A 26,271-nucleotide genomic window follows, 5' to 3' on the forward strand; every position below is an offset into this window, starting at 1 on the left:
TATTTTGCAAACCGGCATCTCACTGGATCAAAATCCTAAACAATAAGTTTGCGTTTGGCCATCTACCGCGCCCGGCTGCCGGTTCCTACACTGCAGCCGTTGACTCGCACCACTATCGAAGGAGATGCCCGTGACCGCACCATTCACCAGTTCCGCCGAAGTCGTCCACTACGTTGCCGGCAAGCCCTACGTGGGCCACGGCGCGCAGACGCAGGCCGTGTACAACCCGGCAACCGGTGCGGTGGCGCGGCAGGTCCGGCTTGGCAACAGCAAGGACGTGGACGCGGCCGTGGCCAGCGCCAGGGCCGCGTTTCCGGCGTGGGCCGATACGCCGCCGATCCGCCGCGCCCGCATCATGCTGAAGTTCCTGGAACTGATGAACCGCGACAAGGACGCGCTGGCGGCCATCATCACGGCCGAGCACGGCAAGGTGCTCAGCGACGCCGCGGGCGAGGTGAGCCGCGGCATCGACATCATCGAGTTCGCCTGCGGCATCCCGCAGTTGCTCAAGGGCGACTTCACCGACCAGGTCTCCACGGGCATGGACAACTGGACGCTGCGGCAGCCGTTGGGCGTGGTGGCCGGCATCACCCCGTTCAACTTCCCGTGCATGGTGCCCTGCTGGATGTTCCCGGTGGCCATCGCGGCCGGCAACTGCTTCATCCTCAAGCCCAGCGAGCGCGATCCGTCGGCATCGCTGTTCATGGCCAACCTGCTCAAGGAAGCCGGCCTGCCCGATGGCGTGTTCAACGTGGTGCAGGGCGGCAAGCCGGTGGTGGACGCGCTGCTCCATCACGACGACGTGCGCGCGGTGAGCTTTGTCGGTTCCACGCCGATCGCGAACTACATCTACGAGACCGGCGCCCGGCTGGGCAAGCGCGTGCAGGCGCTGGGCGGCGCCAAGAACCACATGGTCGTGATGCCCGACGCCGATATCGACCAGGCGGTGGACGGCCTGATCGGCGCCGCCTACGGGTCGGCTGGCGAGCGCTGCATGGCGATTTCCGTCGCCGTGCTGGTGGGTGACGTGGCGGACAAGATCATCCCCAGGCTCAAGGCGCGGGCGCTGGAACTGGTCATCAAGAACGGCATGGAGGCCGACGCCGAGATGGGGCCGGTGGTGACGCGCGAAGCGCTGGAGCGGATCGAGAACTACATCGGCATCGGCGTGCAGGAAGGCGCCGAGCTGCTGGTGGACGGACGCAACTACCGCGTCCCCGGCCATGAAAACGGCTTCTTCACGGGCGGCACGCTGTTCGACCACGTGACGCCCGACATGCGCATCTACCGCGAGGAAATCTTCGGACCGGTGCTGGGGTGCGTGCGCGTCAAGGACTTTGCCGAAGCGGTCAAGCTGGTCAACAGCCACGAGTTTGCGAACGGCGTGGCCTGCTACACGCGCGACGGCCAGATCGCGCGCGAGTTCAGCCGCCGCATCGAAGTGGGCATGGTGGGCATCAACGTGCCCATCCCGGTGCCGATGGCATGGCACGGCTTTGGCGGCTGGAAGCGCTCGCTGTTCGGTGACATGCACGCCTATGGCGAGGAAGGCGTGCGCTTCTATACCCGCCAGAAGAGCGTCATGCAGCGTTGGCCCAACGACACGGCGCGTGGCGCGGAATTCGCCATGCCCACGGCGAAGTAAGTCCGGCCCGCCGCCCTAATGCGCGCGCCGCCGGACAGCTTTGCCGCCGGCCTGCTCGGCGATGATGGCCGCCAGCGTCTTGACGGCCCGCTCCATCTGCTCGTTCGAGTAGCCGCCCAGGCCCAGGATCAGCCCCGGGCGCCCGTGGTCGGCATACATCGGCGACACGGCCCGCACCGAGACGCCTTGCTCCAGCGCCCGCGCAGCCACGGTCTCGTCACGGACCGTATCGGCCAGCCACAGGACAAGGTGCATGCCCTGGTCGCCGGGCTGGACCCACGCGTGCTCAGGCGGGATCAGCCGCGCGATGATGTCGATCAGGTACGCGCGCCGGTCGGCATACACCAGCCGCACGCGCCGGATGTGCCGGTCAAGGTGGCCCTCGGCGATGAACGCGGCCAGCGCGTGCTGGTCCGCGCTAGGCGGATGCCGGTCCATCAGGCTGCGCGCGCCGCAGAACGACGCCACCAGATGCTCCGGCACGATCACATAGCCCAGCCGCAATGACGGAAACAGGATCTTGCTGAAGGTGCCCAGGTAGATGACCCGGTCGGGCGCCAGCCCCTGCAGCGACGGAAACGGGTGCCCCACGTAGCGCAGTTCGCTGTCGTAGTCATCCTCGACGATCCACGCGTCATGGCGCCGCGCCCACGCAACGAGCGCGGTGCGGCGGGCCATGCTCAACGGCATGCCCAGCGGATACTGGTGCGAAGGCGTGACAAACGCGGCGCGCGCGTCGTCGGCCATGCGCACGCCGGCGTCCACGTCCATGCCGGCCTCGTCCACGGGCACCCGCACCATCCGCTCCCGCGCGCCCATCGCTTCCAGGATGCCGGTGATGCCGCGATACGCGGGCTCTTCCACCCAGACCCGGTCGGTCGGCTCCAGCAACACCTGGCAGGCCAGATAGAGCCCCTGCTGCGTGCCGGCCGTGATGATGACCTGCGCCGGCGAGCAATGCACCGAGCGCGACTTGCGCACGTAGTCCGCAATGGCGGCACGCAATACGGCAACGCCCTGCGGATCGTCGTAACCCGATGGCGCCGCCGCGCGCAGCCCGCGCGTCCGGTTGCCCACGCGCCGCCAGGTATCGTCGGGCGCGGTCGGCCCGACCGGCACCGACACCGCGAACGGAACCGACGGCAGCGGCGAGAACTGGCGGGCAACTTCGGCAAATGCGGCGGCCCGGGGCGGCAACGTCGGCTTGCCTTTCACACGCCGTGGCGCGGTCTCGCCAGCCGTCGGCGCCACCGAGGAGAGCGTCGTCGATACCCGAGTCCCGGACCCGGCCTGCGCCTCCAGAAAGCCTTCGGCAATGAGCTGCTCGAAGGCATCGGTGACCAGCCCGCGCGAAATCCCGAGTGAACTGGCCAGATGCCGGGTCGATGGCAACGCTTCGCCGGGCTTCAAATCGCCCGCGCGGATCGCCGCCCGCAGCACCACGGTCAACTGCCGACCAAGCTGACCCTCGGCCCGATCCAGGGTGCCGACGAACGGCAGTTCCACGGCCTGTCTGCGTCTGGGCATAAATACTGGCTCACCAATTTGGGTCGATAGTGGGCCTACACCATAAACCAGTGGCGCCACGCGTCAAGTCACCGCGCTCGCAAACGCCTCGAACGCCCGGGCGTCTACGGGCGGGCAGAACAGAAAGCCTTGGCCGTAGTCGCAGCCAGCCTCCAGCAGGATCCTGCGTTGCGACTCGGTCTCGATGCCCTCGGCGATCACGCGGATGCGCAGCGCGTGGGCCATGCTGATGATGGCGCGGCACAGGGCCACGTCGTCCGGGCCTCGCGTCAGCGACCGGATGAAGGAGCGGTCGATCTTGATGTAGTCGATATCGAGACGCCGCAGGTACGACAGCGACGAATAGCCCGTGCCGAAATCGTCGAGCGCGATCTCGATGCCGGCGGCCTGGAAGCGGGACAGTTGATTGATGACGTCGGCGCCCTGCTCCATCACCGAGCTTTCGGTTATCTCGATGACAAGGCTGCCGACCGGCACGTTTCGACGCTCGATCAGCCCGGACCAGGATTCCGGCCCGCTGGCGGGCGCGCAGAACTCCATCGGCGACTTGTTGACGGACATCTGGAAGCCATTGCCCAGCACGGTCTGCCAGCGCGCCAGTTGGTCCAGCGCTTCCGCCAGCACCCAGCGGCCGATGTCGATGATGAGGCCGGACTCTTCCGCAACGGGGATGAAATCGTCGGGCGGGATGGACCCGCGTACCGGATGATCCCAGCGGATCAGCGCCTCGGCCTTGCAGACCTTTCCGGTCCGCAGGTCGACAATGGGTTGGTAATGGAGGGCGAACTGCCCCGCGGTCAGCGCCGCACGCAGGTCCTGCGTAATGCGCAGGCGCTCTTTCTCGGCGTGCAGCAGCGCCTTGCTGAAAACCTTCGCGCGATTGCGGCCCTCCTTCTTGGCCGCGAACATCGCCTGGTCGGCGCACACCAGTAGCGCCTCGGCGTTATCGGCGTCTTTGGGATACAGGGCCACGCCGATGCTGGCTGACACGACCACCAGTTCGCCGGCCAGCCGGTAAGGTGCCGCGATGCGTTCCAGGATCGCCTGGGCAATGCCCTGCGCCACGCCGACATCGTTGACCGTCGGCAGGATCACGGTGAACTCGTCGCCGGCCAGCCGCGCCACGGTGTCCGATGCGCGCACCGATGCGGCGATACGACGTACGGCCTCCAGCAGCAACTGGTCGCCCTGGTCGTGGCCCAGCGTATCGTTGACCTCCTTGAAGCGGTCGAGGTCGATGAACAGCAGCGCCAGCGAATCCTGGGCGCCACGCGGGCGTTCGATCTCCTGCCTGAGCCGGTCGAAGAACAGCCGGCGGTTGGGCAGATCGGTCAGCGCGTCGAAGTTCGCCTGGTGCCGGATGACTTCCTCCGCCTGGCGTTTCTCGGTCATGTCATGGATCAGCGCCACGCGGCGGCGCTCCCCGTAGGCGTGGGCCAGGTAGGTGTCCACCGTCAGGTAAGCCGGAAACTCGCTCCCGTCCTTGCGCCGCACCGCGATCTCGCCGCTCCATTTTCCCGTGGCCTCCACGGCGGCCCGCAGCCGTTCGATCAGCCCGGGCGTCGTTTCCGTGCCGCCGAGGCTGTAGCCAGAGCGCCCCCTGACCTCGTCCGCCGCATAGCCCGTGGCAGCCGAGAACGCCGGGTTCGCGTCGATGATGGTGCCGTCCAGCGATGTGACGACCATCGCCTCGCTGCTGGACGAGTAGACCAGCGACGCCAGCCGCATCTCTTCCATATGGCGCTGCCGCTCGGCCATGGAACGGCGCAGGCTGTAGTAGAGCAGCCCCAGCAGCAATGTGGATGCAATGGCGCTGGCGAAGGCAATGCGTCGGTACGACTCGTACGGCGCCAGCACAAGATCGATCGACTCGCCGACGACGAAGTTCAGCCCGAACTCCGGCATGCGGTAGTAACCGAAGAGACGCTCCACGCCTTCGGAGCCGGACACTCCGCGGAAGCTACCGGCCACGGGCGCGTCGCTGGCCAGGTAAGGCCGGTTGTTGGTGACCGCCCTGCCCAGCGCGCCTTCCAGTGCCGGGACCCTGGCCATGACCTGGCCGGACGTCTTGATGACCGACGCGACTTCGCCGTCGAGCGAGGTAAAGGTCTGCGCAAAGCTGGCGAACTGTTCGGGACTGACCGACACCACGATGACGCCGTCGAAAACGCCACCGCGCAGGATGGGACGGGTGAACTGGATCGACCATTTGCCGGAGACCTTGCCCTTCACCGGGTCGCTGATAAACAGTACGTCCCGGCCCCCGGCGTTCTGATGGACGCGAAAATGCTCGCGCTTGCTCAGGTCGACCTTCTCTCCGCGCGCCGGGGAACCGATGGATGAGTAGACGAGCATGCCGTGCTTGTCGATCACCGCCACCTGGAACGACAGGTCCACCACGAGGTTCTCCCGTTCCCGCACCAGCTCGACAAAGCCGTCCTGGCCCACCAGCCAACTAGCCCGCAGGTCAAGCAGGAACTCGGACAGCCGCAGGATGCTGGATTTGGAATAGGCGCCAAACGCGCGGGCTTCCGCCTGGGTGCGCTCGGCGGCGACATGCAGCAGGCGGTCGCGCTCGCTCACAAGCTGATAGGCCGCGAACGACCATGTTGCGATCAGCCATGCCGCCGCGGCCACGTTCAATGGGGAGAAAACCTCGCGCAGGCGCTGCAGCGCCCAGCCATATCGGGTGGCGAACGGTTCTGGCATCAAGGTGGGTCGCGGGGCGGCGAGTAATTTGAACCGATTATCAGGCTAGTCGAGGCCGGCTTACGCGACAAGCTGTGCCCATTTCGCGCGTGTCCTCGGTGGCGAGTGGCCGTCGGGCGCAGATTAATTCACATTCTTGGCATATAACCCGCGGTTGCTGCCGCTTGCCTGCTGGTGTAGGCTTCCAACTACGATTTAGCCTGTCCGAGTTAGATATGTCCCACATCAGCACGGGCGTGGAGTACGGCCTGCACTGCCTGCTCCACCTGTCCCGCTCCAGCATCGCGGTGGAAGAAGCAAGCGTACGCGACCTCGCCGATTTGCAAGGCATCCCCCACGACTTCCTCGCCAAGCTGTTCACCAAGCTCGCGAAGGCCGGGCTCGTGGTGGCCACTGAAGGCATCAAGGGCGGTTTCCGGCTGGCGCGGCCGCCGTCGCGCATCACGGTCCATGACGTCGTCGTCGCCATCGACGGAGACAAAGCGCTGTTCGAGTGCCGGGAGATTCGCGAGCGCAACGCTGTGTTCGAAGGCTACGCACCCGCGTGGGCCACGCGCGGGGTCTGCTCGATCCATGCGGTGATGCAGTCGGCCGAGAAGGCGATGCGCGCGGAGTTGAAGAATCACACGCTGGCCGATATTGCCGAGCGTACCGTGGAGAAGGCGCCCGCTGCCTACGGCGGTCAGGTCGTACAGTGGCTGACCGATCGCGCGGAGAACCGGCGCGGTAGCCGGTAAGGTCCAGCAGCCGATAAAAAAGGGCGATCCCGATGGATCGCCCTTCTTCTTTCTGGCGGCCGGTCAGGCCACGACGATACGGCGCGGATCGGCGGATGCCAGCGCCTCGGCCCGGTTGGCGCTCGGCGGATAGATCCACTCCGTGTTGATCCGGGTCTTCAACGCCTTGGCTTCGGCGCCGGACAGCTTGACCTGGCGGTCCCACCCTTCCGTGTACACCGCGCCCCACGGGCCCAGGTCCAGGCACGTGACGTACTTTGGCTGGCTGTACGGGATCGGCGGCTGGCCCAGCAGGTCAGCGGCCACGTTGTGTCCCGCCGAGCGACCGAGGTTCATCGCGTGCTGGCAAGACATCATGGTCACGTTGCCGTCGTCGTCGGTGGCGGCACGGGCCACGTCACCCGTGGCATAGACGTGGTCCACGCCCTCCACCTGCAGGTTGCGATCGACATACAGGCGGCCGAAGTTGTCGCGCTGCGCGGGAATCTGGTCGGTCAACGCGCTGGCCCGTGCGCCGGCAGTCCAGATCACGGTCTGGGCCTGGATGCGCTCGCCGCTCTGCAGCGTGACGCCTTGCGCGTCCACCGATGCCACGCCGGAGCCCAGCTTCCACGTCACGCCCAGTTCGGTCAGCGCCTGTGTGATGACGGGGCGCGGGCCCTGCCCCAGGTCCGGGCCGATCTCGCTATTGCGCTCCACCATGATGACGCGCACGGCGGCGTCGGCACCGAGCACCTCACGCAGTCGCGCGGGCATCTCGGCCGCCGTTTCGATACCGGTGAAGCCGGCGCCGGCAATCACGACGGTGTTCCGGGCCTCGCTATCGGGCCGGCTCGCCAGGCCATGCAGATGCGCTTCCAGCCGGGAAGCATCGGCCACCTGATCGACGTTGAAAGCATGCGCGTCAAGGCCGTCGATCGCCGGCCGGAACAGCCGGCTGCCCGCCGCCAGCACAAGGCGGTCGTAGCCCAGCGTCTGGTGCGATGTATCGGCGCCCACGCCCTTGACCGTCACCTGACGCGCCGCCACGTCGATCTGCTCGACGATGCCCTGCACAAACCGCACACCAGTGGCTGCGAAGATCTCCAGCAGCGGCGCCTTCATCTTGAGCGGATGTTGTTCGTAAAGGCGGGGCCGCACGTGCAGCGCGGGCTCGGGCGCCACCAGCACGATCTCCACATCGGTGCGCGCGGCCTCGTCGAGCAGACGGGCCGCAGCCAGGGCGCTCCACATGCCGGCAAAGCCGGCGCCAATAACAAGAATGCGTTGTGACATCACTACTGCTCCTGATCGATTCTGTACTGCACTGACCAGCGGCGGCGCCGCCCGGGTATCCGCGCCGCGTCAATCGCCACGCCTTAACTCAGATTCTAGTAGTCGTAGTTAAGGCGTGCAAGAAGTTTTCTTGCAGGGGTCTTGCGATCCCCTTTTGCGATCACAGCATGCGGGTAACCGCTATCAAATCTAGGACTGTGATAGTCGTAGTAACGCGGCGCGCGATCTTCTGAGCCTGCGCCACCTGTGCCGACGTGGCGTTGGCGGAACGGAGAGGAACTGCGGCTGGGGCTACCGAATGCACGCCGGCGCGCTTTCGCCCATCCCTGCCAGTCTTGCTGGCGGCAACCTACAGGTGCTCGACCACAAACGCCGCCACCCGATCCAGCGCGATGCGTGCGCTCTCCAGTTCGGCCACGTTGAAGTGGAACACGTGATGCAGCCCCTGCCAGATCTCCAGCGTCACGGTATTGCCCTGCGCGCGCGCCTGCCCGGCGTAACGCAGCGCATCGTCGCGCAGCAGTTCCTCGCTGCCCAACCCGCCGCCAGCCGAATCGCCGACGATTGCCAGCCGCCGCACGCCCTGCCTGGCGAGCCATTTCACCGCGGTCAGTGCGATGTCGTGCGCCACCGGCAGTGCTTGCTCGGGCGCCAGCGGATAGTCGAGCACCAGCATTGATCGGCCTCACGCAGCGGTATGAGTTGGGTGGTACCCCAAGCTGTCGTCATCATCGGCTCCAGTCCGTTACGCGTGCGGCGATATGCTCCGCCGCCATGATGGTCGTGAGGTTGGTTGCCACGGACGGAATCTCGGGCAGGATCGACGCGTCGACGACATGCAGCCCGCCAATGCCATGCACTGCGCCCAGCGTATCGACGACGGCGTGAGGATCCCCCGCCGCCCCCATTGGTGCCGTCGACGTGGCGTGCTGATAGGTATCCAGCCCGGCAACGATGGCGGCTTCGAGTTCGGCATCGGTCTGCACGCTGCGCCCCGGCTCCATTTCGTGCGCGACGAGGTTCGCAAACGGCGCCGTGGACCCGATGCGCCGCGACAGGCGCACGCCCTCCAGCAGCCGGCGCCGGTCGCGCGCAGTGGACAGGAAATTGAAGTCGATACGCGGCGCGACACGCGGATCGGCGCTCGCCAGCCGTACCGTGCCCGTCGATTCCGGCAGGGTCAGCGCGGCGGCCAGCACAACGGCGCCGCCCGTGGGGCTCGCGGCGGGGTCCCAGATATGCGTTGCGGAGACGTGCAGGTCCAGTTCGTCCGGCGCGGCGGACTGCGAGCGTGTCCACAGGATCGCGCCAGCCGCCGGTGTCATCGCACTGAACTCGCGCCGCAACGCGTAGACGTTGTAGTAGAACGGATGGTCCATCAGCCGTCGTCCCACCGGCAGATCAGCAACCGGTGCGATGCCGAGCGCGCGCAGGTCGTTGGCGGGGCCGATGCCCGAGCGCATCAGGATCGCGGGACTGCCGTAGGCGCCGGCCGACAGCACGACCGCACCGGCCGCGATCAGCGTGCCGTCGACAAGCCGCACGCCGCACGCACGGCCGCCTTCCAGCAGCACGCGATCGACTTCCGCCTCGGCACGGATTTCCAGGTTCGCGCGGCGGCGCACATCGGCCGTCAGATAGGCGATGCCGGTGTTCTGCCGCACGCCATCGACCACGTTGAGCGGATAAGGGCCAACACCGTGCTGGGCGTCCGCATTGAAATCGGCGATACGCTCGAAACCCAGCGCGGCGGTGGCGTCGACGAAACTCCGCAGCGACGGCGTCAGGGCTTCGGCCGTCATCTGCCGGACCGGCAACGGACCGTCCCGGCCATGCCAGGCATCGTCACCATAGGGTGCCGATTCGAGCTTGCGAAAGCTTTGCAGGACTTCCGCCGCAGACCAGCCCGTAATGCCGCGCCGCGCCCAGCGGTCGAAATCCGCGGCCCGGGCCCGCATCGCCACGGCAGCGTTGATGGCGGAACTGCCGCCAAGCACGCGGCCCCGGCGCGCGTGAATCGCGTGGCCGATGGCGCCCGACTCCGACTTGTAGCCCCAGTCATGCGCGGCGTCGCCGCCGACGTTGTCGGCCAGGGCCAGCGCATCGGGATAGCCAGACGGGCGGTAGGCCGGGCCCGCTTCCAGCAACAGCACGCGTCGGTGCGGCACGTCGCTGAGCCGGCGCGCCAGCACGGCCCCCGCGCTGCCGCCGCCGACGATGACGATGTCGTGTTCCATGGTCGCTCTCCGGATCGACACCACGTTCAGACGCGCGAGAAGTACTGCTTCAGGCCGGACACCAGCCCGCCGAACGGCATGCCAAGCGCGGCGTAGACGGCCTGGGCCTCCGGAGCAGCGTTGTCGGCCAGGATCTCGACCGCCACGTTCGAATAGCAGACCGGCACCACGCCGGCCTGCTGCATGCGCGCCACGCCCATCCGCACCTGGGTATCCGAGAAGCCGCCCGAGGCATCGATCACGGCGAAGCTGTCGTATCCGGCGTCGAGCGCGGACATGGCGGGGAACGCCAGGCACACGTCGGTAGAGATGCCCGAGACGACTAGCTTCTTGCGGCCCGTGGCCTCCACCGCGGCCACCACGCGCGGCTCGTCCCATGCGTTCACGGTCGTGCGTTCGATCACGGGCACGCCCGGCAGCGCTTCGCGCAGCGCCGGGATCATCGGGCCCCAGACGTTCTCGGTCGTCGTGGTAACGATTACGGGCACGCCAAGCGCCACGGCGGCCTTTGCCAGGCCAACCACGTTATGCGTCAGCTCCAGCGTGTCGATATCGCGCACGCCGGTGTAAAGGCCGATCTGGTGATCCACCAGCAGCAGCACGGCGTTGTCACGGGTCAGGCGGTTGTTGCGAGGGGGCATGGTTCTCTCCTTTCGGTTGGTACCGCTCCGGCATCGGTCGCGGCGTGAGAACCACTTTACAAATGGGACGATGGAAAAACAGCGAGGCAAAACAGGAACCATCGTCCCATTTTTGGGATGATGGCAACGCTGAACGCAGGAAACGCGCCGCCAGTGCTACTGGACCAGCAGCGGCACCTCGTCGGCCAGGAACTCGCTGAACGCCCGCACGGACGGCAGCAGCCCGCGCCGCGACGGCATCAGCAGCGTCAGCGTGGCCACGCCCGCGATCCACTGCGGCAACACCCGCACAAGCTTGCCGGCCGCCATCTCGGCCTTGCCGACATAGCCGGGCAGCGCGACGATGCCCACCCCTTCGCACGCGGCTGCCTTCAGCGTGGCCATGTCGTCGCTGACGAGCGACGGGTCGTATGTCACCGCATGGATCTGTCCCGCATGCCGGACGTCGCGCAGGTTCCATACATAGGCGTCCTGCGGCGCGCCCAGCGCGATGGCATCGTGCCCGGCCAGCGCCTCGGGCGAATCCGGCGTCCCCCTGCGCTTGAGATAGCCGGGGCTGGCGAACAGCGTCCAGGGAATCTGCGCCAGCGAGCGCTGCACCAGTGAAGAATCGGGCAGCGGCGCCATATGCGCGCGCAGCCCCATGTCAAAGCCCTCGTGCACCAGATCCACATGCCGGTTCGTCGCGTGCTCGACGATGCGCACACGCGGATGCCGGGCCATGAAACGCGGAATCAGCGTCGCCAGCACCAGCTGCGCCACTGCCACCGAACACGTGAACCGGATCGTGCCGCTCGGCTCGGCCGTGCGCGTGCGCACGACGTTCTCCGCGGCCTCCGCCTCCACCAGCATCGCCAGCGCGTGGCGATGGAACTCGGTGCCGAGCTCGGTAATCACGAACCGGCGTGACGTGCGCTGGATCAGACGCGCACCCAGCGCCGCCTCCAGCGCGAGAATGCGGCGGCTGATGCTGGACTTCGGCACATCGAGCACGCGGGCGGCGGCGGTGATGCCCTGGTGTTCGACGACCTTCGCAAAGTAGTAGACGCCGTTGAGATCGATCATGGGAGTTGATGCGGTCGAATGGGGGACGGGACATCCGGGTCAGCAACGCCGGGGATGATACGCGCGGGCTGATGAGCGCCGCGATCTCGAACGGCGCTAGCCCTTGCCAAAGCGGCCATTGGCCCCCGTCAATCCGACCATGAAATCCAGGAACGCCCGGGTCTTTGCCGGCACGTGATGTCGGGACGGGTAGTACGCGTACAACGGAAAACGCTCGTCGGCCCACTCGGGAAACAGATTGATCAACTTGCCGGCTGCGATCAGCGGCTCGGCACCCAGCAGCAGCATCTGCGCGATGCCGGAGCCGGCGAGGCACGCATTGAGCAGCGCGCCCGGATCGTTGACCGTGAGGCGCCCCCGCGTGTCCACCACGAGGCGTTTGCGCCCGCGATGGAACTCCCAGGCGAATGGCTTGCCGGTCTCCGGATTGCGGAACTCAAGGCACCGGTGGTCTCGGCTTTCCAGGTCCTGCGGTTTTGCCGGCCGTCCCCGGCGAGCAATATACGCGGGCGCCGCGACCGTCACGATGCCGGTATCCAGCAGCTTTCGCGCGACCAGGCTGGACGCCCGCGGTTCGCCGAATCGCACGGCAAGGTCGAAGCCGTCCATGACGAGGTCGCCCAGGCTGTCGCGCGCGATGAGCTCGATTTCGAGTTCCGGATGCGCGTCCATGAATGCATCGAATTGCTGCCCGAGCACGGCGCGGTAGACGACAGGATCCAGATTGATTCGCAGCTTTCCGCGCACGGCCGAGGCACTGCCCGCAGCCGCTGCGGCCGCCTCCTCCAGGCCGGCCAGATGGGGCATGACCTGTTCGTAGAAGCGCCGGCCCTCTTCCGTCAGCGAGACGGAGCGCGTGGTTCGGTTGAAGAGCCGGATGTTCAGCCGCTTCTCCAGTCGCGCAATCGCACGACTCACACCCGGCGGCGTCATGCCGATGACTTCCGACGCAGCCGCGAATGTCCCGGCATCCACCACGGCGGCGAACACGCTGATGCTGCCGGACAGTTTCTCGCTACGGGATCTCATTGTGGTTCAAGTGAATAGGCGTGGAAAAACGCGGGCGACCCACCCGCGATCATGCCAAATTGATGACGTGTTGTCACTTATCTGATGCCGTCCCTGTCATTTTGTTTGGCTCGGTGAGTAGCCAGAATGCGTCCGGCGTATTCACTCAAGGAGAACGAGCAATGTATGCAATCACTGGAATCACCGGAAAGGTCGGCGGCGCATTGGCCCGCGAGTTGCTGGCGTCGGGCCGGGCAGTGCGCGCCGTCGTGCGCGACGCGACACGGGCCGGCTCATGGGCAAAGCGCGGTTGCGAGATCGCGACGGCCGTGATGGAAGATGGTTCGTCGCTCGCCGCCGCGTTCGAAGGCGCGACGGGCGTCTTTATCCTGCCGCCTTCGGAGTTCGATCCGGCGCCCGGCTTTCCCGAGGCGCGCAAGGTCATTGAAGCCGTGTGCACGGCGCTGCGGAAGGCACGGCCAGAAAAGGTCGTTTGCCTGTCGACGATCGGCGCTCAGGCCAACGAGTTCAACCTGCTGACCCAGCGTACGCTGATGGAGCAGGCGCTGCGCGAGATGCCGATGCCCGTCACGTTCCTGCGGCCCGGCTGGTTCATGGAGAACGCCGCGTGGGATGTCGCGTCCGCGCGCGACGATGGCGTCATCGCCAGCTACCTGCAGCCGCTCGACAAGCCGGTGCCAATGGTTGCCACCGCAGACGTAGGCCGCGTTGCGGCCCAGCTGTTGCAGCAGACATGGCACGGTGTGCGCGTCGTGGAGCTTGAGGGCCCCCGGCGGGTCAGTCCCAACGACCTCGCTTCGGCCTTTGCCCGAGTGCTGTCCCGCCCGGTACGCGCTGAAGTGGTCGACCGGCCGATGTGGGAAGCACTGTTCCGCGCGCAGGGCATGAAGCATCCGCTGGCCCGCATGCGCATGCTGGATGGCTTCAACGAAGGCTGGATCGATTTCGAAAGCAGTCCTGACCAGATCCTGCGCGGCCACGTCGCACTGGACACGGTTCTGGGCGAGCTTGTATCGCTTCGTCCCGCTTGAACCCACCGATCACGGACGTTGAATCGCGCTACGGAGCGTTTCCAGCAGCGCTGCGATGACGCGATCTTCTGCCGGCGCGATCCGCGAGACGAACGATATCTGGCGAGACGGTGGCGCGTCGCCCAGCGCTATCACGCGCACGGGGAATGCCTCAAGCAGATAGGGGTCGGGCTGCGGCAGCACGGACACGCCCAGCCCGCGCGACGCCATCGCAACGATGGCGGGAATGGACAGCAGCTCGATACGCGAGCGCGTATCGGGCGCCGTGCGGCGCACGAACTCGGCCGCCGCCGAGCCGGCGATGGTCGACGTATCGAAGCGAATCCATTCATACGCCTTGAGCAGCGCCTTGACGGTGCGGGCCGTTGAATCGAGCGGCGCTACCAGCACGCACGGCTCGCGGAACAGCGGCGTCCAGCGCACGCGCGCGGAAGCGCCGGATTCCGGCTGGGCCACCACGGCGGCGTCGATGGTACCGGAGCGCAGCGCTTCCACCAGCGCGGTCGAGCGGCCGCGTTCCAGCCGCACGTCCAGATTGGGATAGCGCTCGCGGACCAGCGTGGTGAACGGCGGCAACAGCTTCACCTGCATCGGCTCGATGATGCCCAGCGTCACCTTACCCTCCACCACGGGCGCGGAACGGCGCCGCAGCGACTCCATCGCGTGGATCGCACCGTCCAGCGTGGCGCTCACCTCCAGCGCGAACGGCGTGGGCCGCACCTGGAGCGCCGAGCGGTCGAACAGCGGTTGTCCGAAATACGACTCCAGCTGCTTCATCTGCAGGCTGACGGCGCTTGGCGACAGGTTCATCTCGGCCGCCGCCCCGGCAAAGCTGCCGCAGCGCAGCACCGCGGCCAGCGTCTGGAAGCACTCCACCTTCATGAGTTTTTCTCACCGATAGGTTTAAAAACGTCACTTTAGCTCAATCGCCGGCGTGGCTAAGATGCTTGGCAGACGGTGTCGATCCAACAGGCGCCGCACCGCACAATATATGGAGACAACTTCGTGATGCCGCATCGCCCGCGTCTGCGCACCCGCGCCACCGCCTTTCTGGCCCTTCCCGGAATCCCGGCCCTTGCCGTCCTTGCCGCCGTTGGCCTGACTTTCGGCGTCACGCCGTCCGCGCATGCGGCGGACGCGGCGATTCCGAAGTCCATCCGCATGGTGGTGCCCTTCCCGCCCAGCGGCAGCAACGACGTGTTCGCGCGACTGGTCAGCGACAAGTTGTCGAAGAAGCTTGGCGTCACGGCCATCGTCGACAACAAGCCCGGTGCCGGCGGCGCCATCGGTGCCGAGTTCGTGGCCCGTTCCGCACCCGACGGCGCGACGCTGCTGGTGACGTCTTCCACGCTGACCGCCAATGCCGCCGTCCAGCCGAAGACCAGCTACGACGTGAACAAGAGCTTCGCGCCCGTGGCGATGCTGGCCAGCGGCCCGATGGTGCTGGCCGTGTCCGACAAGTCGCCGTACAAGACCGTGGGCGACCTGATTGCAGCCGCCAGGAAGGACAAGGGCGCGATCAACTACGGATCGGCCGGCGTCGGATCGATCAACCAGATGTCCAGCGAACTGCTGGCCGGCGACGCCGGCATCGAGTTCACGCATGTGCCCTACAAGGGCATTTCCAACGCGCTGACGGACCTGATCGCCGGGCAGGTGCAGTTCGTGATTGCCAGCTTCCCGTCGGTGGCCACGCAGGTGAAGAGCGGCAAGGTGCGCGCGTTGGGCGTGACGTCGCCGTCGCGCTCGCGGTTTGCGCCGCAGTGGCCATCGGTGGCCGAGACCGTACCGAACTATTCCGCCGAACTCTGGTGGGGCGCGTTCGCGCCGGCCGGCACCCCGCAGGCGCTGGTGGACAAGCTCAACGCCGAGATCCGCGACATCATCGCCACGCCCGAAATGCGCGAGATCTTCTCGCGCGAGGGCGCCGAGCCGTCCGCGATGACCGCGGCCCAGTTCGCCGAGCATATCCGCCGCGACAGCGCGCGCTGGAAGCAGGTGGCCAAGGCCCGCAACATCACCGCCGAATAATTCACCGAGTCTTTTCCATGTTCAGGCAGCAACCCCTGGCGCCCGACGCCACCGGACCGCTCGACGGCATCCGCATCCTCGATCTTTCCCGGCTGGTGGCGGGCAACACGCTGACGATGGCGCTGGCCGACCTGGGCGCCGACGTGCTCAAGGTAGAGCCGGCCAGCGGCGACACGCTGCGCGACTGGAAGGTCAAGGACGTGCCCACGGCGTGGAAGGCGTACTGCCGCAACAAGCGCAGCCTGTGCCTGAACTTCCGGGCCGAAGGCGCCATCGACGTGATTCTGGACCTCGTGGCGCACGCCGATGTGTTCGTGGAAAGCTTCAAGCCAGGCACGCTCGAATCCATGGGCCTGGGGCCCGACGTGCTGATGGCGCGCAACCCGAGGCTGGTCATCGTGCGCGTTTCGGGCTGGGGCCAGGACGGCCCGTATTCGCATCGCCCCGGCTTTGGCACGCTGGTGGAAGGCATGTCGGGCTTCGCGTCGATGAACGGCTTTGCCGACCGCGAGCCGGTGCTGCCGCCGATCTACCTGGGCGACATGACCGCCGGCCTGTATGGCGCGATTGGCGTGCTAAGCGCCGTGCGTAACGTGGAAGTGCGCGGCGGCGTGGGGCAAGTGATCGACCTGCCGCTGCTGGACCCGATCTTCGCCATCCTGGGCGCGCAGGCGGCCAACTATCGACTGACCGGCAAGGTCAAGCCGCGTACGGGCAGCCGATCCACCAACAGCGCACCGCGCAATGCCTACCAGACGGCGGATGGCAAATGGGTGTGCCTGTCGGCATCGACGCAGGCCATGACCGAGCGGCTATTCCGCGCCATCGGCCGGCCGGAACTGATTGCCGATCCACGCTTCGCCACCAATGGCGAGCGCGTAAAGCATGCCGCGCTGCTGGACGGCATCATCGGCGAATTCCTGGGCACGATGACCCAGCCCGACTGCGTGGCGTTCTTCGACAAGGCCGGCGTGACGATTGGCCCGATCTACGACATCGCCGATATCGAGCAGGACCCCCACTTCCAGGCGCGCGATATCGTGGTCGAGATTCCCGATGCCGAGATGGGCCAGATTCCCGTGCATAACATCTCTCCCCGGCTGGGCGGCACCCCGGGCGCCTTCCGGCGCGTGGCACCTGCGCTGGGCGAGCATTCGGTGGAAGCGCTGCGCGCCGCCGGCCTGGACGATGCACGCATCGCCGCGCTGCGCGCCGCCGGGGTGGTGATTGACGCCAGCGACGCCGGCAAGGATCGATGATGGCCACGAACCCACGCTGGACGCATCGTCCGGAAGGATCCAACTGGGGCGACTTTGGCCCCGACGACCAGCTTGGCCGGCTCAACCTGATCGGCCCCGCGCAGGTGCTGGCCGCCGTGCGCGAGGTGCGCGAAGGGCTGACGTTCTCGCTCAGCCTGCCGCTCGACGTGCCGCGTGCTGGCGTGCTGAACCCGCGCCGCCGTCCACCGGTGCTGCATCCATCGGAAAAAGACGGCCAGCGCGTGTTCAACCGGCCAATGGCTGGCGATACTCCGGGCGCCACCGATGTGATCAGCGACGACCACGTCACGCTGTCACCACAGTACTCGACGCAGTGGGACGCCCTGGGGCACGTGAACTGCCTGTTCGATGCCGATGGCGACGGCCACGCCGAAACGGTGGGCTACAACGGCTTCTCGGTTGGCACCGGCAGCGCGGCCGATGGCACGTTCATCGGGGCACAGGCGCTGTCGATTGCGCCGATGGCGGCGCGCGGCATCCAGGGGCGCGGCACGCTCGTGGACCTGCACCGGCATTTCGGGCCGGCCCGTCGCGCCGTGGGCTACGACGACCTGATGCGCGTGATCGAGGCCGATGGCGCCGATGTGCGGCGCGGCGACATCCTCTGCGTGCATACCGGGCTGGCCGACATGGCGCTGCAACTGTCCGCCGCTGACGATCACGCCGGGCTGCGCAACGCCTGCGCCGTGCTGGACGGCACCGACGCGCGGCTGCTGCGCTGGATCGACGACGCCGGGATTGCCGCCATCGCCGCCGACAACCATGCGGTGGAAGAACGCCGCCACGCCCTGCCGCCGGGCACGACCGGCCCGCTGCTGCCGCTGCATGAGCTTTGCCTGGTCAAGCTTGGCATGCCGCTGGGCGAGATGTGGCACCTGACGCCGCTGGCGGCGTGGCTGCACCAGGCCGGGCGCGCATCGTTCCTGCTGAGCGCGCCGCCGATGCACCTGCCGCGCGCCGTGGGATCGCCGGCCAATCCGATCGCCACTGTCTGACGATCCCCACAATTCCAAGAAACCTGGAGACCTGTTCATGCATCCGACCTGCCGCAAACTGCTGGTCGCAGTGGCCGCGTGCGCGCCGCTGCTGGCCGCCGCTGCCTATCCCGACCGCCCGATCCGCATGATCGTGCCCTATTCCGCCGGCGGTGGCGCCGACAACACGGCGCGCGTGATCGCGCAGCGCATGAGCGCGTCGATGGGCCAGCAGGTGGTCATCGACAACCGTCCCGGCGCAGCCGGCGTGATTGGCGAGGAAGCTGTGGCCAAGGCCACGCCCGATGGCTACACAGTGCTCTACGACGCCTCGGCGTTCGCGGTCAATCCGAGCCTGCGCAAGATGTCGTTCGACCCGCTCAAGGATCTGGTGCCGATTTCGCTGGTGGCCACCGCGGCCAACATCCTGGTCGTGCCGCCCAATGCGCCATACAAGACGGTCAAGGACTTCATCGCCTATGCCAAGGCCAATCCAGGCAAGCTGACGTTTGCCTCGGCAGGCTCGGGCAGCGGGTCGCACCTGGCGGGCGAACTGCTGAACGCCAAGGCCGGCATCGACCTGCTGCACGTGCCGTACAAGGGTGGTGCGCCGGCGCTGACCGACGTGATGGGCAACCAGGTGTCGGCCTATTTCGGCAACGTGGCATCCACGCTCAACTATGCGAAGAGCGGCAAGCTCAAGGCGCTGGCGGTGACGTCGCTCAAGCGCAACCCCGGCCTGCCCGATACGCCGACGCTGGCCGAAAGCGGCCTGCCGGAGTTCCAGGTGCTGGAATGGAACGGCGTGTGGGTGCCCAAGGGTACGCCGCCCGACGTGGTGGCGCGACTGGCGAAGGAAGTGCAGGACGCCGTGGCCGACCCGCAGGTGCAGGACAAGCTGCGTCAGATGGGGCTGGAGCCCGTCGGCAACACGCCGCAGCAGTTCGGCAAGTTCGTGCAGGGCGAGGCGGCACGCTGGGGGGCGCTGGTCAAGCAGCGCAACATCCGGGCCGAATGACGGTGAGGACGATCATGCGCAGCAAACTGTTTGTACCGGGATCGCGCCCGGAGCTGTTCGACAAGGCATTGGCCAGCGCCGCCGATGCCCTGTCGTTCGACCTGGAAGACGCCGTGGCCGAGCCGCGCAAGGCCGAGGCCCGCGCCGCGCTGCAGGACCTGCTGGCCTCGGGCCGCACGGCGGCATCGTGCAAGACCCTGATCGTGCGCGTGAACGCGCCGGACACCGCGCACTTCGCGCCCGACATCGTCGCCGTGGTGCGCTCCGGGCTGCATCTGGTGAACGTGCCGAAGGTGGAGGAAGTCGAGCAGGTGCACCTGGCCGCCCACGCCGTGGCACAGGCCGAGGCCGCCAACGGCGTGACCACGCCGGTGAAGCTGCTGCTCAATATCGAGTCGCCGCGCGGGCTGCGCAAGGCGCATGAACTGGCAGCCGCCGATCCGCGCGTGGCGGGGCTGCAGCTCGGCTATGCCGACCTGTTCGAGCCGGCCGGCATCCACCGGCGCGAGACGCTGGCCGTGGCGCAGACGATGTACCAGATGCGCATGGCCGCCGCCGAAGCTGGCGTATTCGCCTATGACGCCGCGTTCGCGGATGTAAAGGACGCGGACGGCTATCGCGCCGAAGCCGAACTGGCACGCCGGCTGGGCTATCTGGGCAAGAGCTGCATCCATCCAAGCCAGATTGCACTGGCTAACGCCGTGTTCCAGCCAACCGAGGCAGAGATCGCCGCGGCACAGCGCATTGTGGCGGCCGCCGACGAGGCCGACGCCAAGGGCGTGGGCGCCTATCTGGTCGACGGCAAGATGGTGGATCGCCCCTTCGTGGAGCGCGCCCGCACTATCTTGGCAGCATTTCAGGCGATGAGGGGGTAGCAGACCAGGGCCATCGCCGTACGCCTCGCCCCCCTGCGGGCACGAATACCCCCTAATGGATGGGTGTTTAGTTGGCGCAACACCATAGACCGCTTCGGTTCTGAAGTCGTCTATGGCGCCGACAAGCCCCGCGTGGGAAAGCCGAGGGCGGGGACCGGCCAGTAGCAGCTGGTCAGACGGATGATCCCCCATGACCGTTGCGGTTATATGCTCACGACCTATTGTTGTGATTCTCGGAACACATTTTTTCGTTTCTGCGGTTAAACGTTAACCGAGGCTATCCGTTAGTGAATCGCGTCATACGTTGTGGCCCTTGGGCCAGATCACGCGAAATTTAAAGGATAACCATAATGTATTTTGGTGTTGTTACAACGGTCTCGCCCCTGGCGACTACAGAGCTGCCGTCGAACGCGGCTTCCTCTTCACCAGTTGCGCAGGACAGGCCCGAGGCGACGCGTCCTGACGAAAAGAGTTTCGCCACAAAAGCCGATGGTACGCCGAAGTCCGCATCCGACCGGATTACGATGTCCCATGGCGGCCGTGTCTTGTCGAAAACGGAAGACAAGGATGCGACGACTCGGGCGATCGAGGACAGCAAGTACCCTGACGCGATCAAGAAGCTGATGATCAAGATACGAGACCTTCAACAACAGTTGCGCGACAAGGCAGCCGAGCTACAAGAGGCGGCGGCCGACCAAAAACTGCCAGCCCGTCAGCGCGAAATGAAGGTTGATGCCATCCGGAGCGCCGTTGGAACGCTGTCTTCGGCCATCCAAGCTGCCACGGCTACGCTCAACGACACCATGACGGCAATGCGACTCTCAAGCGACGACCGTAAGCAGATTGCTACCATGATCTCGGCGATCTAAAGACCATTTCCAGCGTTCGCAGTTGACTACGGTTGGCCGGGAGGCGGTCGCTTTTCGGCCAGAAAGAGTCGATCGCGCCGTTCGACGCGCGGACGTTCAATCGTCTCAACCTCACCGCGAAGCGGCCATCGGCTATCGCCGAAAACGGAATCCATTTAGGCTGCCGTGCACTCCCACGCAAGGCAGTCGAAGGTGAACCGAGCTTCCATCTCGGCTGCCGTCAGAACGAGTAGCGTCGGATTCGCACGCGCAGACGTCACGACCGCAAGACGCCAGTTCTGATTCCGCTTTGAGAAATTGCGCTCGTTTCGAGAAATGAAGAAGCGCGGGGCGATCGCATCCGTGCCCTTCACCTCATAGAAAAGCTCTTCCTGCCCACGTCGAGCAAGCAGATCGTAACCGCGGTTCTCTCGCTGACGGTCCTCGACAATAAAACCTTTGCGCTCCAGCTCTCGCGTAACGTATTGGATCGCCGCCAGCTCAATTTCCCATCTAGTTTGCGGGTCAGCAAACCCGCCGCCACGCACGGTTACAGAAAGAGCCTCGTCGGACTCGAGAAACAAGATACCCGCGACGTCCTCGGCTCTGCGCTCGCCACGGTACTGCTCGATCGTAGACCTATCTTCCCTGTAGGCTATTGCTCTGTATTCACCGAGGTACTCCCACGCATTGGTGCCGCGCTTTACGTACGTTGGGACGGCGTACGGCGTATCAAGTAACAGCTTCGCGCGACGTTCGATGCGCGGGCCCTTCCCAACAACAACGACTTCGGGAGCTCCTTCGTTCAAGTCAAGGCGAAGGGCAAGCCCTTTAACCTCTCCATCCTTGGTGCGGATATAGTCGTCCCCTCCGGCAGTCAAGCGCGCCAGCTCGGCCGTGTCAATCGAACTGGCATGCTTCGCTGCCGCGGGCTTTTGGTGCGCCGCCTTGTGGCTCAGCGAGCAATTCCTGTTGCGATGCAAATGTTCAAAGTGAGCGGGAGTGTGGCCACCGCCTTTGTGTGGACGGACTGGCCGAGCGCATTCTGTACAAGTGAACGCCGGCATCGGTCGTTTGGCCGCGCGAGCGATCTGTCTCAGCCGAATCGCCTCATGAACGTTAATCTTCCTCTGCTCCAGCTTGCACAGCGTTGCTGTCGCCATTGCTCCCCCGATTTTTACACGTCTATGGATTCTCCCGTGCGGAATTCTAGCGCGATACTCCTCCAATTGAGGGGGTTTAATGGCGCGTTATCAATGCTACAGTGGTGCGATCCGCCTCATATGCAGAAAGGAAGGAGCCGCGGGGCAAAACGGGGGAGGTCGGATGACGACGAAAGCGTGATGACATCCGTCAGATCTCGCTATACAAGTGCATGGAGTTGGCGAAGTCGATGGTATTTTTTCTTCTCACGTCATTGCAAGTGTCGAAGCCTGTAGCACGCTGTTTTGCTTGGCTTGATTACAGGAGCAACTGTCGCGATCTGTTCTCAGAGACTCTAGCCGTAAAGTAATCGGTCAAGGTAGCTAGCCATCTAGATTTGTTACTATTCACAGAACAGGCAGGTGGTAGTTTGGATTAGCTACTATAGCTGCGAGGAAAGAATACAGATCAACAGGGCGCGTGGGCAGACGCGTCCTCTCTGTACGACGCATCGGCCACCTGCTCTCATTGCAATATTGAAATGACTTGGGGATCGTCGTGGCAACCACAGATAAGTTCTCGGCGAGCGAACAGGGACTGGGGTACATCTACCAAGGACGCCTTGCTTTGCTCCAGTTATTGCAGCTACCAGAAGATACGGCCGTCTTTCTCGAGATGGATGACGACCTGGACTTCGTGGATAGCAACGGCAGAAAGTCCCTCGCATCGTTAAAGCACAAGGCCTCTGGTGATCGTCTAACCGATCTTTCGACCGACTTTTGGAAGTCCGCCCGCATCTGGTTGGCACGATATAAGCGCGATGGTCGAAGCGCATCCAACCTACGTTTTTTTCTGTTCACGACGGGCACAGTTTCGGACTCCTCGTTCCTGAAGAGATTCTTACCCGCCCAACTCAGATCTAACGACGAAACGATGACGTTGGCCGAACAGGCGGAAAATGCGCTCGGCAGATCGAAGTCGGAGCTGATCGGGGAAATCGCGATGGCATTTAACGAACTTACCCCCACCGAGAAGGAAGACTTCCTTGCCCGTATTCTGATTCTCGACGGCAGCCCCCGCATCGAGGACATTCCAGAGACAATCAAGGACATGCACATGCGAAGCATTCGGCGCGAGCACCGGAATGCTGTATTTGAGAGACTGGAAGGATGGTGGAACGACACGGTTATCAAGCAGTTGACTGGCGGCACGGACGGAGGAATTTTCGGCTACGAGGTATCGGACAAGTTCTCTGCGCTATCCGAGGAATACAAGCTGGACAACCTGCCCATCACATTCCGCGGCAAGGCGCCTGCCGACGAAATTGACACCGATAGCGACCCTCGGACCTTCGTGGTACAGCTTCGGAAGATCGGGATTTCCTCCAACCGTATCCGCAATGCGATCCTCGACTACTACAGAGCATTTGAGCAACGATCGGAATGGGCACGCGAAAACCTCCTGGTTTCCGGAGAAATCGAGGACTATGAAGACCGCCTTGTCGACGAGTGGAGCCGTTACAAGGACGTTGTATTCGAAGGACTTGACGAGAACAGCGCCGAGGACTTGCTGCTGCGAGCAGGCAGAGAGCTTTACACGTGGGCGGACCAACAGACCGGAAATTACGAATCGTTGCGTATCCGGGCACGCGTGACAGAACCCTATGTCACCCGTGGCTCCTTCCACATCCTGGCCGATGCAGCACCCCAACCCCGGGTCCACTGGCATCCTCGATTCCTCGACCGCGTTAGTCAATTGCTGGAGGTCGCCAAGTGAAGCGTTGGGACCAGCGCCCTATCGAAATACGGAACTTGTTCAATCCGGCCTTCTGCGGCCTCATCCTGTTCCGTGCCATGCAGGGTTATGAGGAAGAAGATGCCCGAGGTTTGCCCTTCTCGCTCTCTTTGCTCGTCCTGCCCCTATGCCTGCACAAGGCTTCGCGCGAAGCAATTAATCCTCGAAGCTACCTCTTAAAGAGCATCGAAGAGAATCCCCAGGTGCAAGTAGGCTTCGCCGACAGAGTTACCGCCATGCTTCCCTATGCGCTCGAAGGCTTCGGCTTGTTGATGGAGAGAGGCTGCATCTCGGTCGCGCCTGACGGTCGGCTCCAAACTGTCGCCGACAAGGTTCGGAAAACAATAGCGGGAACCGACGAAACGAAATCCTGCCAGCGCGTGGCACGAATCGTCGGGAAGGAATTCGCACGTATCGCCGACCGAGTGACCGTATATACGACTTTCGGAATTCGCCCATGAAGATCAAGTCCATCCACATCTACAGCCACGACGGGCAACGCCGAGATCTGCAATTCCGGGTGGACGGCCTCAACGTCATCACAGGGCGCTCGTCTACCGGCAAGTCTGCGCTTTCCGAGATCGTCGAGTACTGCATGGGGCGGTCCTCGTTCAATGTCCCGGAGGGCATTATTCGCGATAAGGTGGCGTGGTTCACCGTCATCTATCAGTTCGATCGCGAACAAGTGTTAGTCGCAAAACCCACGCCCCCAGTAGGCGGAGCGAGTTGCAGTATCGCAATGTTGCGCCGAGGTACCAAGCTGCAGGTTCCCTCATTTGAGGAACTGGTGGTCAACTCAGACGACGACGCTGTCGTTACGTTGCTATCGCGCCTCCTCGGAATTCCCGAGAATCGTACCGATGTAGCCTTGGAACACAGCAGAGACAGTTACGACGCCAACGTCAAGCACACGTTTTATTACCTGTTCCAGAAACAAGGGCTGGTCGCGAACAAGGACCAACTCCTCTATCGCCAGAACGAGCAGTTTCAGCCGCAGGCGATCCGTGACACGCTACCGATCCTACTTGGAGTCTCTTCCCACGATCGGTACGAACTCGAATCCAAGCTGCGCATCGCACAGCGGGATCTCCGGCTCAACGCAAAACTATTGGAACAGGCACGGGACGCCATCGACACATCTCACCAGAAGGCGATTGGTCTCTACTCCGAGGCCAAAGCCGTTGGCGTAATCGGCGGCAAAGGCCCCGACACCACCGCGAAGGAGATCATTGAAGTCCTGCGAACCGCGCTCGACTGGAAGCCCGAGAAGATTCCCGATGACGACGGGAGCAGGATTTCTCGTCTTGAAGAGGAACTGGGCCAATTGCGCAAGGATCGTCGGGAAGCACAAGGGAAGATTGACGCCGCTCGCCAATTCTCAAAGCGTGCTGGCGGCTACGAAAACGAGGCCACTGAACAGTTGGATCGACTGGCTTCAATCAAAGCGCTACCGAAAAACCCCGATACCGGCGAGTGGCAGTGGCCATTCAGCGAGCCAAACCTTGCGCTGAAGTCTCCTGTGGCCACGCTACTGCTCAACGAGCTACAATCGCTTGACGCCGAATTGCGCATTGCCACAGGTCAACGGCCCAAGCTGGATGCCTATTTGGCTGGGTTAGATGACAAGGCTCAAGAGGTCGCTGGCGCCATCAAAGTCAAGGAAGCCGAGCTATCCGCAGCAATTGCGGCCAATGAAGTCGTTGCCCAGATGGGCACGCGCAACAACGCGGCTGCACGTGTCGTCGGTCGCATCAGCTTGTTCATAGAGAGCCTCGCTCCGAATGAAGAGCTTGCTAGGCTCGAGGCCGAACATCGCCGCCTCAAGCTGAAGGTTGAGGATCTGGAAAAGCGTGTTGGTGCGGACGACAGCAACGACCGGCTCAATTCGATATTGAACATCATCTCCACGCAGGTATCGCAATATATTCAGAAGTTCGAAGCCGAGTTCAGAGCCTATCCAGCGCGTTTCGATCTGGCCAACATCACGATCGTCTTCGATCGCCCCGAACGCCCGGTTCCCATGAGTCGTACAGGCGGGGGCGAGAACCATCTGGCCTACCACCTCTCAGCACTGCTCGCCCTACACTTGTTTGCGGTCAAGAACAACCGACCGATTCCCCGATTTCTGTTGATCGATCAGCCGACCCAAGTCTATTTCCCGTCGGAGCAGGTCTACAAGGAAGCTGACGGCTCAGTTCAAAAGACGGAAGAAGCCGATGCAGACCTCAGGGCGGTTCGGCGATTGTTCGAGTTGCTGCTCAAGTTCACGAAGGAAGATGCGCCAGGCTTCCAGTTAATCGTCACCGAGCACGCAAATCTTCGCGACAAGTGGTTTCAAGACGCGTTGGTGGAACGGCCCTGGACTAAGCCACCCGCGCTTGTACCGGAGGAATGGCCAGAGCAATGACGCTA

General features: G+C 64.5%; 22 protein-coding genes. 12 read left to right on the forward strand and 10 right to left on the reverse strand.

The annotated features are described in order from the left end of the window. The first annotated feature begins 124 nt into the window (after nt 1-124). Nucleotides 125-1,645, forward strand: a complete 1,521-nt coding sequence (locus EPAKOI_RS22180) for a CoA-acylating methylmalonate-semialdehyde dehydrogenase (protein ID WP_423193695.1) — start codon at nt 125-127, stop codon at nt 1,643-1,645. A 15-nt stretch (nt 1,646-1,660) separates the two neighbouring features. On the opposite strand, the gene EPAKOI_RS22185 is transcribed toward EPAKOI_RS22180, so the two are convergent. Next, nucleotides 1,661-3,172 carry a PLP-dependent aminotransferase family protein gene (locus tag EPAKOI_RS22185; protein ID WP_423193696.1) on the reverse strand — a complete coding sequence of 504 codons (1,512 nt, stop codon included), beginning with the start codon at nt 3,170-3,172 and terminating at the stop codon, nt 1,661-1,663. 63 nt (nt 3,173-3,235) lie between these two features. Continuing rightward, nucleotides 3,236-5,881 (reverse strand): bifunctional diguanylate cyclase/phosphodiesterase, encoded by a 2,646-nt coding sequence (locus tag EPAKOI_RS22190; protein ID WP_313838446.1) that lies wholly within the window; start codon nt 5,879-5,881, stop codon nt 3,236-3,238. Nucleotides 5,882-6,096: 215 nt separating this feature from the next. On the opposite strand from EPAKOI_RS22190, the gene EPAKOI_RS22195 reads away from it, so the two are divergent. Next, entirely contained in the window at nt 6,097-6,618 is a 522-nt protein-coding gene (locus EPAKOI_RS22195) for an RrF2 family transcriptional regulator (RefSeq protein ID WP_423193697.1), read from the forward strand. A gap of 63 nt (nt 6,619-6,681) precedes the next feature. Here the strand turns inward: EPAKOI_RS22195 and EPAKOI_RS22200 are convergent, their stop codons facing one another. The 6 genes from EPAKOI_RS22200 to EPAKOI_RS22225 form a co-directional block, all read right to left on the reverse strand. Then, complete coding sequence (locus EPAKOI_RS22200) at nt 6,682-7,893, reverse strand: NAD(P)/FAD-dependent oxidoreductase (protein ID WP_423193698.1); 1,212 nt, start codon at nt 7,891-7,893, stop codon at nt 6,682-6,684. 349 nt (nt 7,894-8,242) lie between these two features. After that, a complete protein-coding gene (locus EPAKOI_RS22205; RefSeq protein ID WP_423193699.1) occupies nt 8,243-8,569 on the reverse strand; it encodes an alpha/beta hydrolase in 327 nt (108 codons plus the stop codon). Nucleotides 8,570-8,621: 52 nt separating this feature from the next. Then, entirely contained in the window at nt 8,622-10,130 is a 1,509-nt protein-coding gene (locus EPAKOI_RS22210) for a GMC family oxidoreductase (RefSeq protein ID WP_423193700.1), read from the reverse strand. A 26-nt stretch (nt 10,131-10,156) separates the two neighbouring features. Then, nucleotides 10,157-10,771 (reverse strand): isochorismatase family protein, encoded by a 615-nt coding sequence (locus EPAKOI_RS22215; protein WP_423193701.1) that lies wholly within the window; start codon nt 10,769-10,771, stop codon nt 10,157-10,159. A 156-nt stretch (nt 10,772-10,927) separates the two neighbouring features. Next, the gene (locus tag EPAKOI_RS22220) at nt 10,928-11,836 is read right to left on the reverse strand and encodes a LysR substrate-binding domain-containing protein (RefSeq protein ID WP_423193702.1); all 909 of its coding nucleotides are present in this window, start codon (nt 11,834-11,836) and stop codon (nt 10,928-10,930) included. 96 nt (nt 11,837-11,932) lie between these two features. Continuing rightward, nucleotides 11,933-12,865, reverse strand: a complete 933-nt coding sequence (locus tag EPAKOI_RS22225; RefSeq protein WP_423193703.1) for a LysR family transcriptional regulator — start codon at nt 12,863-12,865, stop codon at nt 11,933-11,935. 161 nt (nt 12,866-13,026) lie between these two features. Here EPAKOI_RS22225 and EPAKOI_RS22230 point away from each other — a divergent pair, with 161 nt between their 5' ends. Then, entirely contained in the window at nt 13,027-13,896 is an 870-nt protein-coding gene (locus tag EPAKOI_RS22230) for an NmrA family NAD(P)-binding protein (protein WP_423193704.1), read from the forward strand. 9 nt (nt 13,897-13,905) lie between these two features. Here EPAKOI_RS22230 and EPAKOI_RS22235 read toward each other — a convergent pair whose 3' ends face one another. Beyond that, the gene (locus EPAKOI_RS22235; protein ID WP_423193705.1) at nt 13,906-14,778 is read right to left on the reverse strand and encodes a LysR family transcriptional regulator; all 873 of its coding nucleotides are present in this window, start codon (nt 14,776-14,778) and stop codon (nt 13,906-13,908) included. Nucleotides 14,779-14,904: 126 nt separating this feature from the next. Here EPAKOI_RS22235 and EPAKOI_RS22240 point away from each other — a divergent pair, with 126 nt between their 5' ends. The 6 genes from EPAKOI_RS22240 (at nt 14,905) to EPAKOI_RS22265 (ending at nt 20,943) form a co-directional block, all read left to right on the forward strand. Continuing rightward, the gene (locus tag EPAKOI_RS22240) at nt 14,905-15,927 is read left to right on the forward strand and encodes a tripartite tricarboxylate transporter substrate binding protein (protein WP_423194556.1); all 1,023 of its coding nucleotides are present in this window, start codon (nt 14,905-14,907) and stop codon (nt 15,925-15,927) included. A gap of 17 nt (nt 15,928-15,944) precedes the next feature. Next, nucleotides 15,945-17,186 (forward strand): CaiB/BaiF CoA transferase family protein, encoded by a 1,242-nt coding sequence (locus tag EPAKOI_RS22245; protein WP_423193706.1) that lies wholly within the window; start codon nt 15,945-15,947, stop codon nt 17,184-17,186. Further along, nucleotides 17,186-18,202: a cyclase family protein gene (locus EPAKOI_RS22250; protein WP_423194557.1), complete on the forward strand. Its 1,017-nt coding sequence runs from the start codon at nt 17,186-17,188 to the stop codon at nt 18,200-18,202. The genes EPAKOI_RS22245 and EPAKOI_RS22250 overlap by 1 nt, the downstream gene beginning before the upstream one ends. A 37-nt stretch (nt 18,203-18,239) precedes the next feature. After that, nucleotides 18,240-19,199 carry a tripartite tricarboxylate transporter substrate binding protein gene (locus EPAKOI_RS22255; RefSeq protein WP_423193707.1) on the forward strand — a complete coding sequence of 320 codons (960 nt, stop codon included), beginning with the start codon at nt 18,240-18,242 and terminating at the stop codon, nt 19,197-19,199. Nucleotides 19,200-19,213: 14 nt separating this feature from the next. Beyond that, nucleotides 19,214-20,074: an HpcH/HpaI aldolase/citrate lyase family protein gene (locus tag EPAKOI_RS22260; protein ID WP_423193708.1), complete on the forward strand. Its 861-nt coding sequence runs from the start codon at nt 19,214-19,216 to the stop codon at nt 20,072-20,074. Between the two features lie 350 nt (nt 20,075-20,424). Then, a complete protein-coding gene (locus EPAKOI_RS22265) occupies nt 20,425-20,943 on the forward strand; it encodes a hypothetical protein (RefSeq protein ID WP_423193709.1) in 519 nt (172 codons plus the stop codon). A gap of 155 nt (nt 20,944-21,098) precedes the next feature. Here the strand turns inward: EPAKOI_RS22265 and EPAKOI_RS22270 are convergent, their stop codons facing one another. Continuing rightward, on the reverse strand, nt 21,099-22,085 hold the full coding sequence (locus tag EPAKOI_RS22270; protein WP_423193710.1) for a DUF3883 domain-containing protein: 987 nt from the start codon (nt 22,083-22,085) through the stop codon (nt 21,099-21,101). Nucleotides 22,086-22,623: 538 nt separating this feature from the next. Between EPAKOI_RS22270 and EPAKOI_RS22275 the strand changes: the two genes are divergently transcribed. Genes EPAKOI_RS22275 through EPAKOI_RS22285 form a run of 3 tightly spaced genes read left to right on the forward strand, consistent with a single transcriptional unit; the run spans nt 22,624 to nt 26,266 of the window. Continuing rightward, nucleotides 22,624-23,841: an ABC-three component system protein gene (locus tag EPAKOI_RS22275; RefSeq protein ID WP_423193711.1), complete on the forward strand. Its 1,218-nt coding sequence runs from the start codon at nt 22,624-22,626 to the stop codon at nt 23,839-23,841. After that, nucleotides 23,838-24,320 carry a three component ABC system middle component gene (locus EPAKOI_RS22280; protein WP_423193712.1) on the forward strand — a complete coding sequence of 161 codons (483 nt, stop codon included), beginning with the start codon at nt 23,838-23,840 and terminating at the stop codon, nt 24,318-24,320. The genes EPAKOI_RS22275 and EPAKOI_RS22280 overlap by 4 nt, the downstream gene beginning before the upstream one ends. Continuing rightward, nucleotides 24,317-26,266, forward strand: coding sequence for a DUF3732 domain-containing protein (locus tag EPAKOI_RS22285; protein ID WP_423193713.1), 1,950 nt, complete (start codon nt 24,317-24,319; stop codon nt 26,264-26,266). Before EPAKOI_RS22280 ends, EPAKOI_RS22285 begins: the two co-directional genes overlap by 4 nt. Nucleotides 26,267-26,271: the final 5 nt, after the last annotated feature.

The organism is Cupriavidus sp. H18C2 (genome assembly GCF_049393795.1).
GTDB lineage: Bacteria > Pseudomonadota > Gammaproteobacteria > Burkholderiales > Burkholderiaceae > Cupriavidus > Cupriavidus pauculus_C.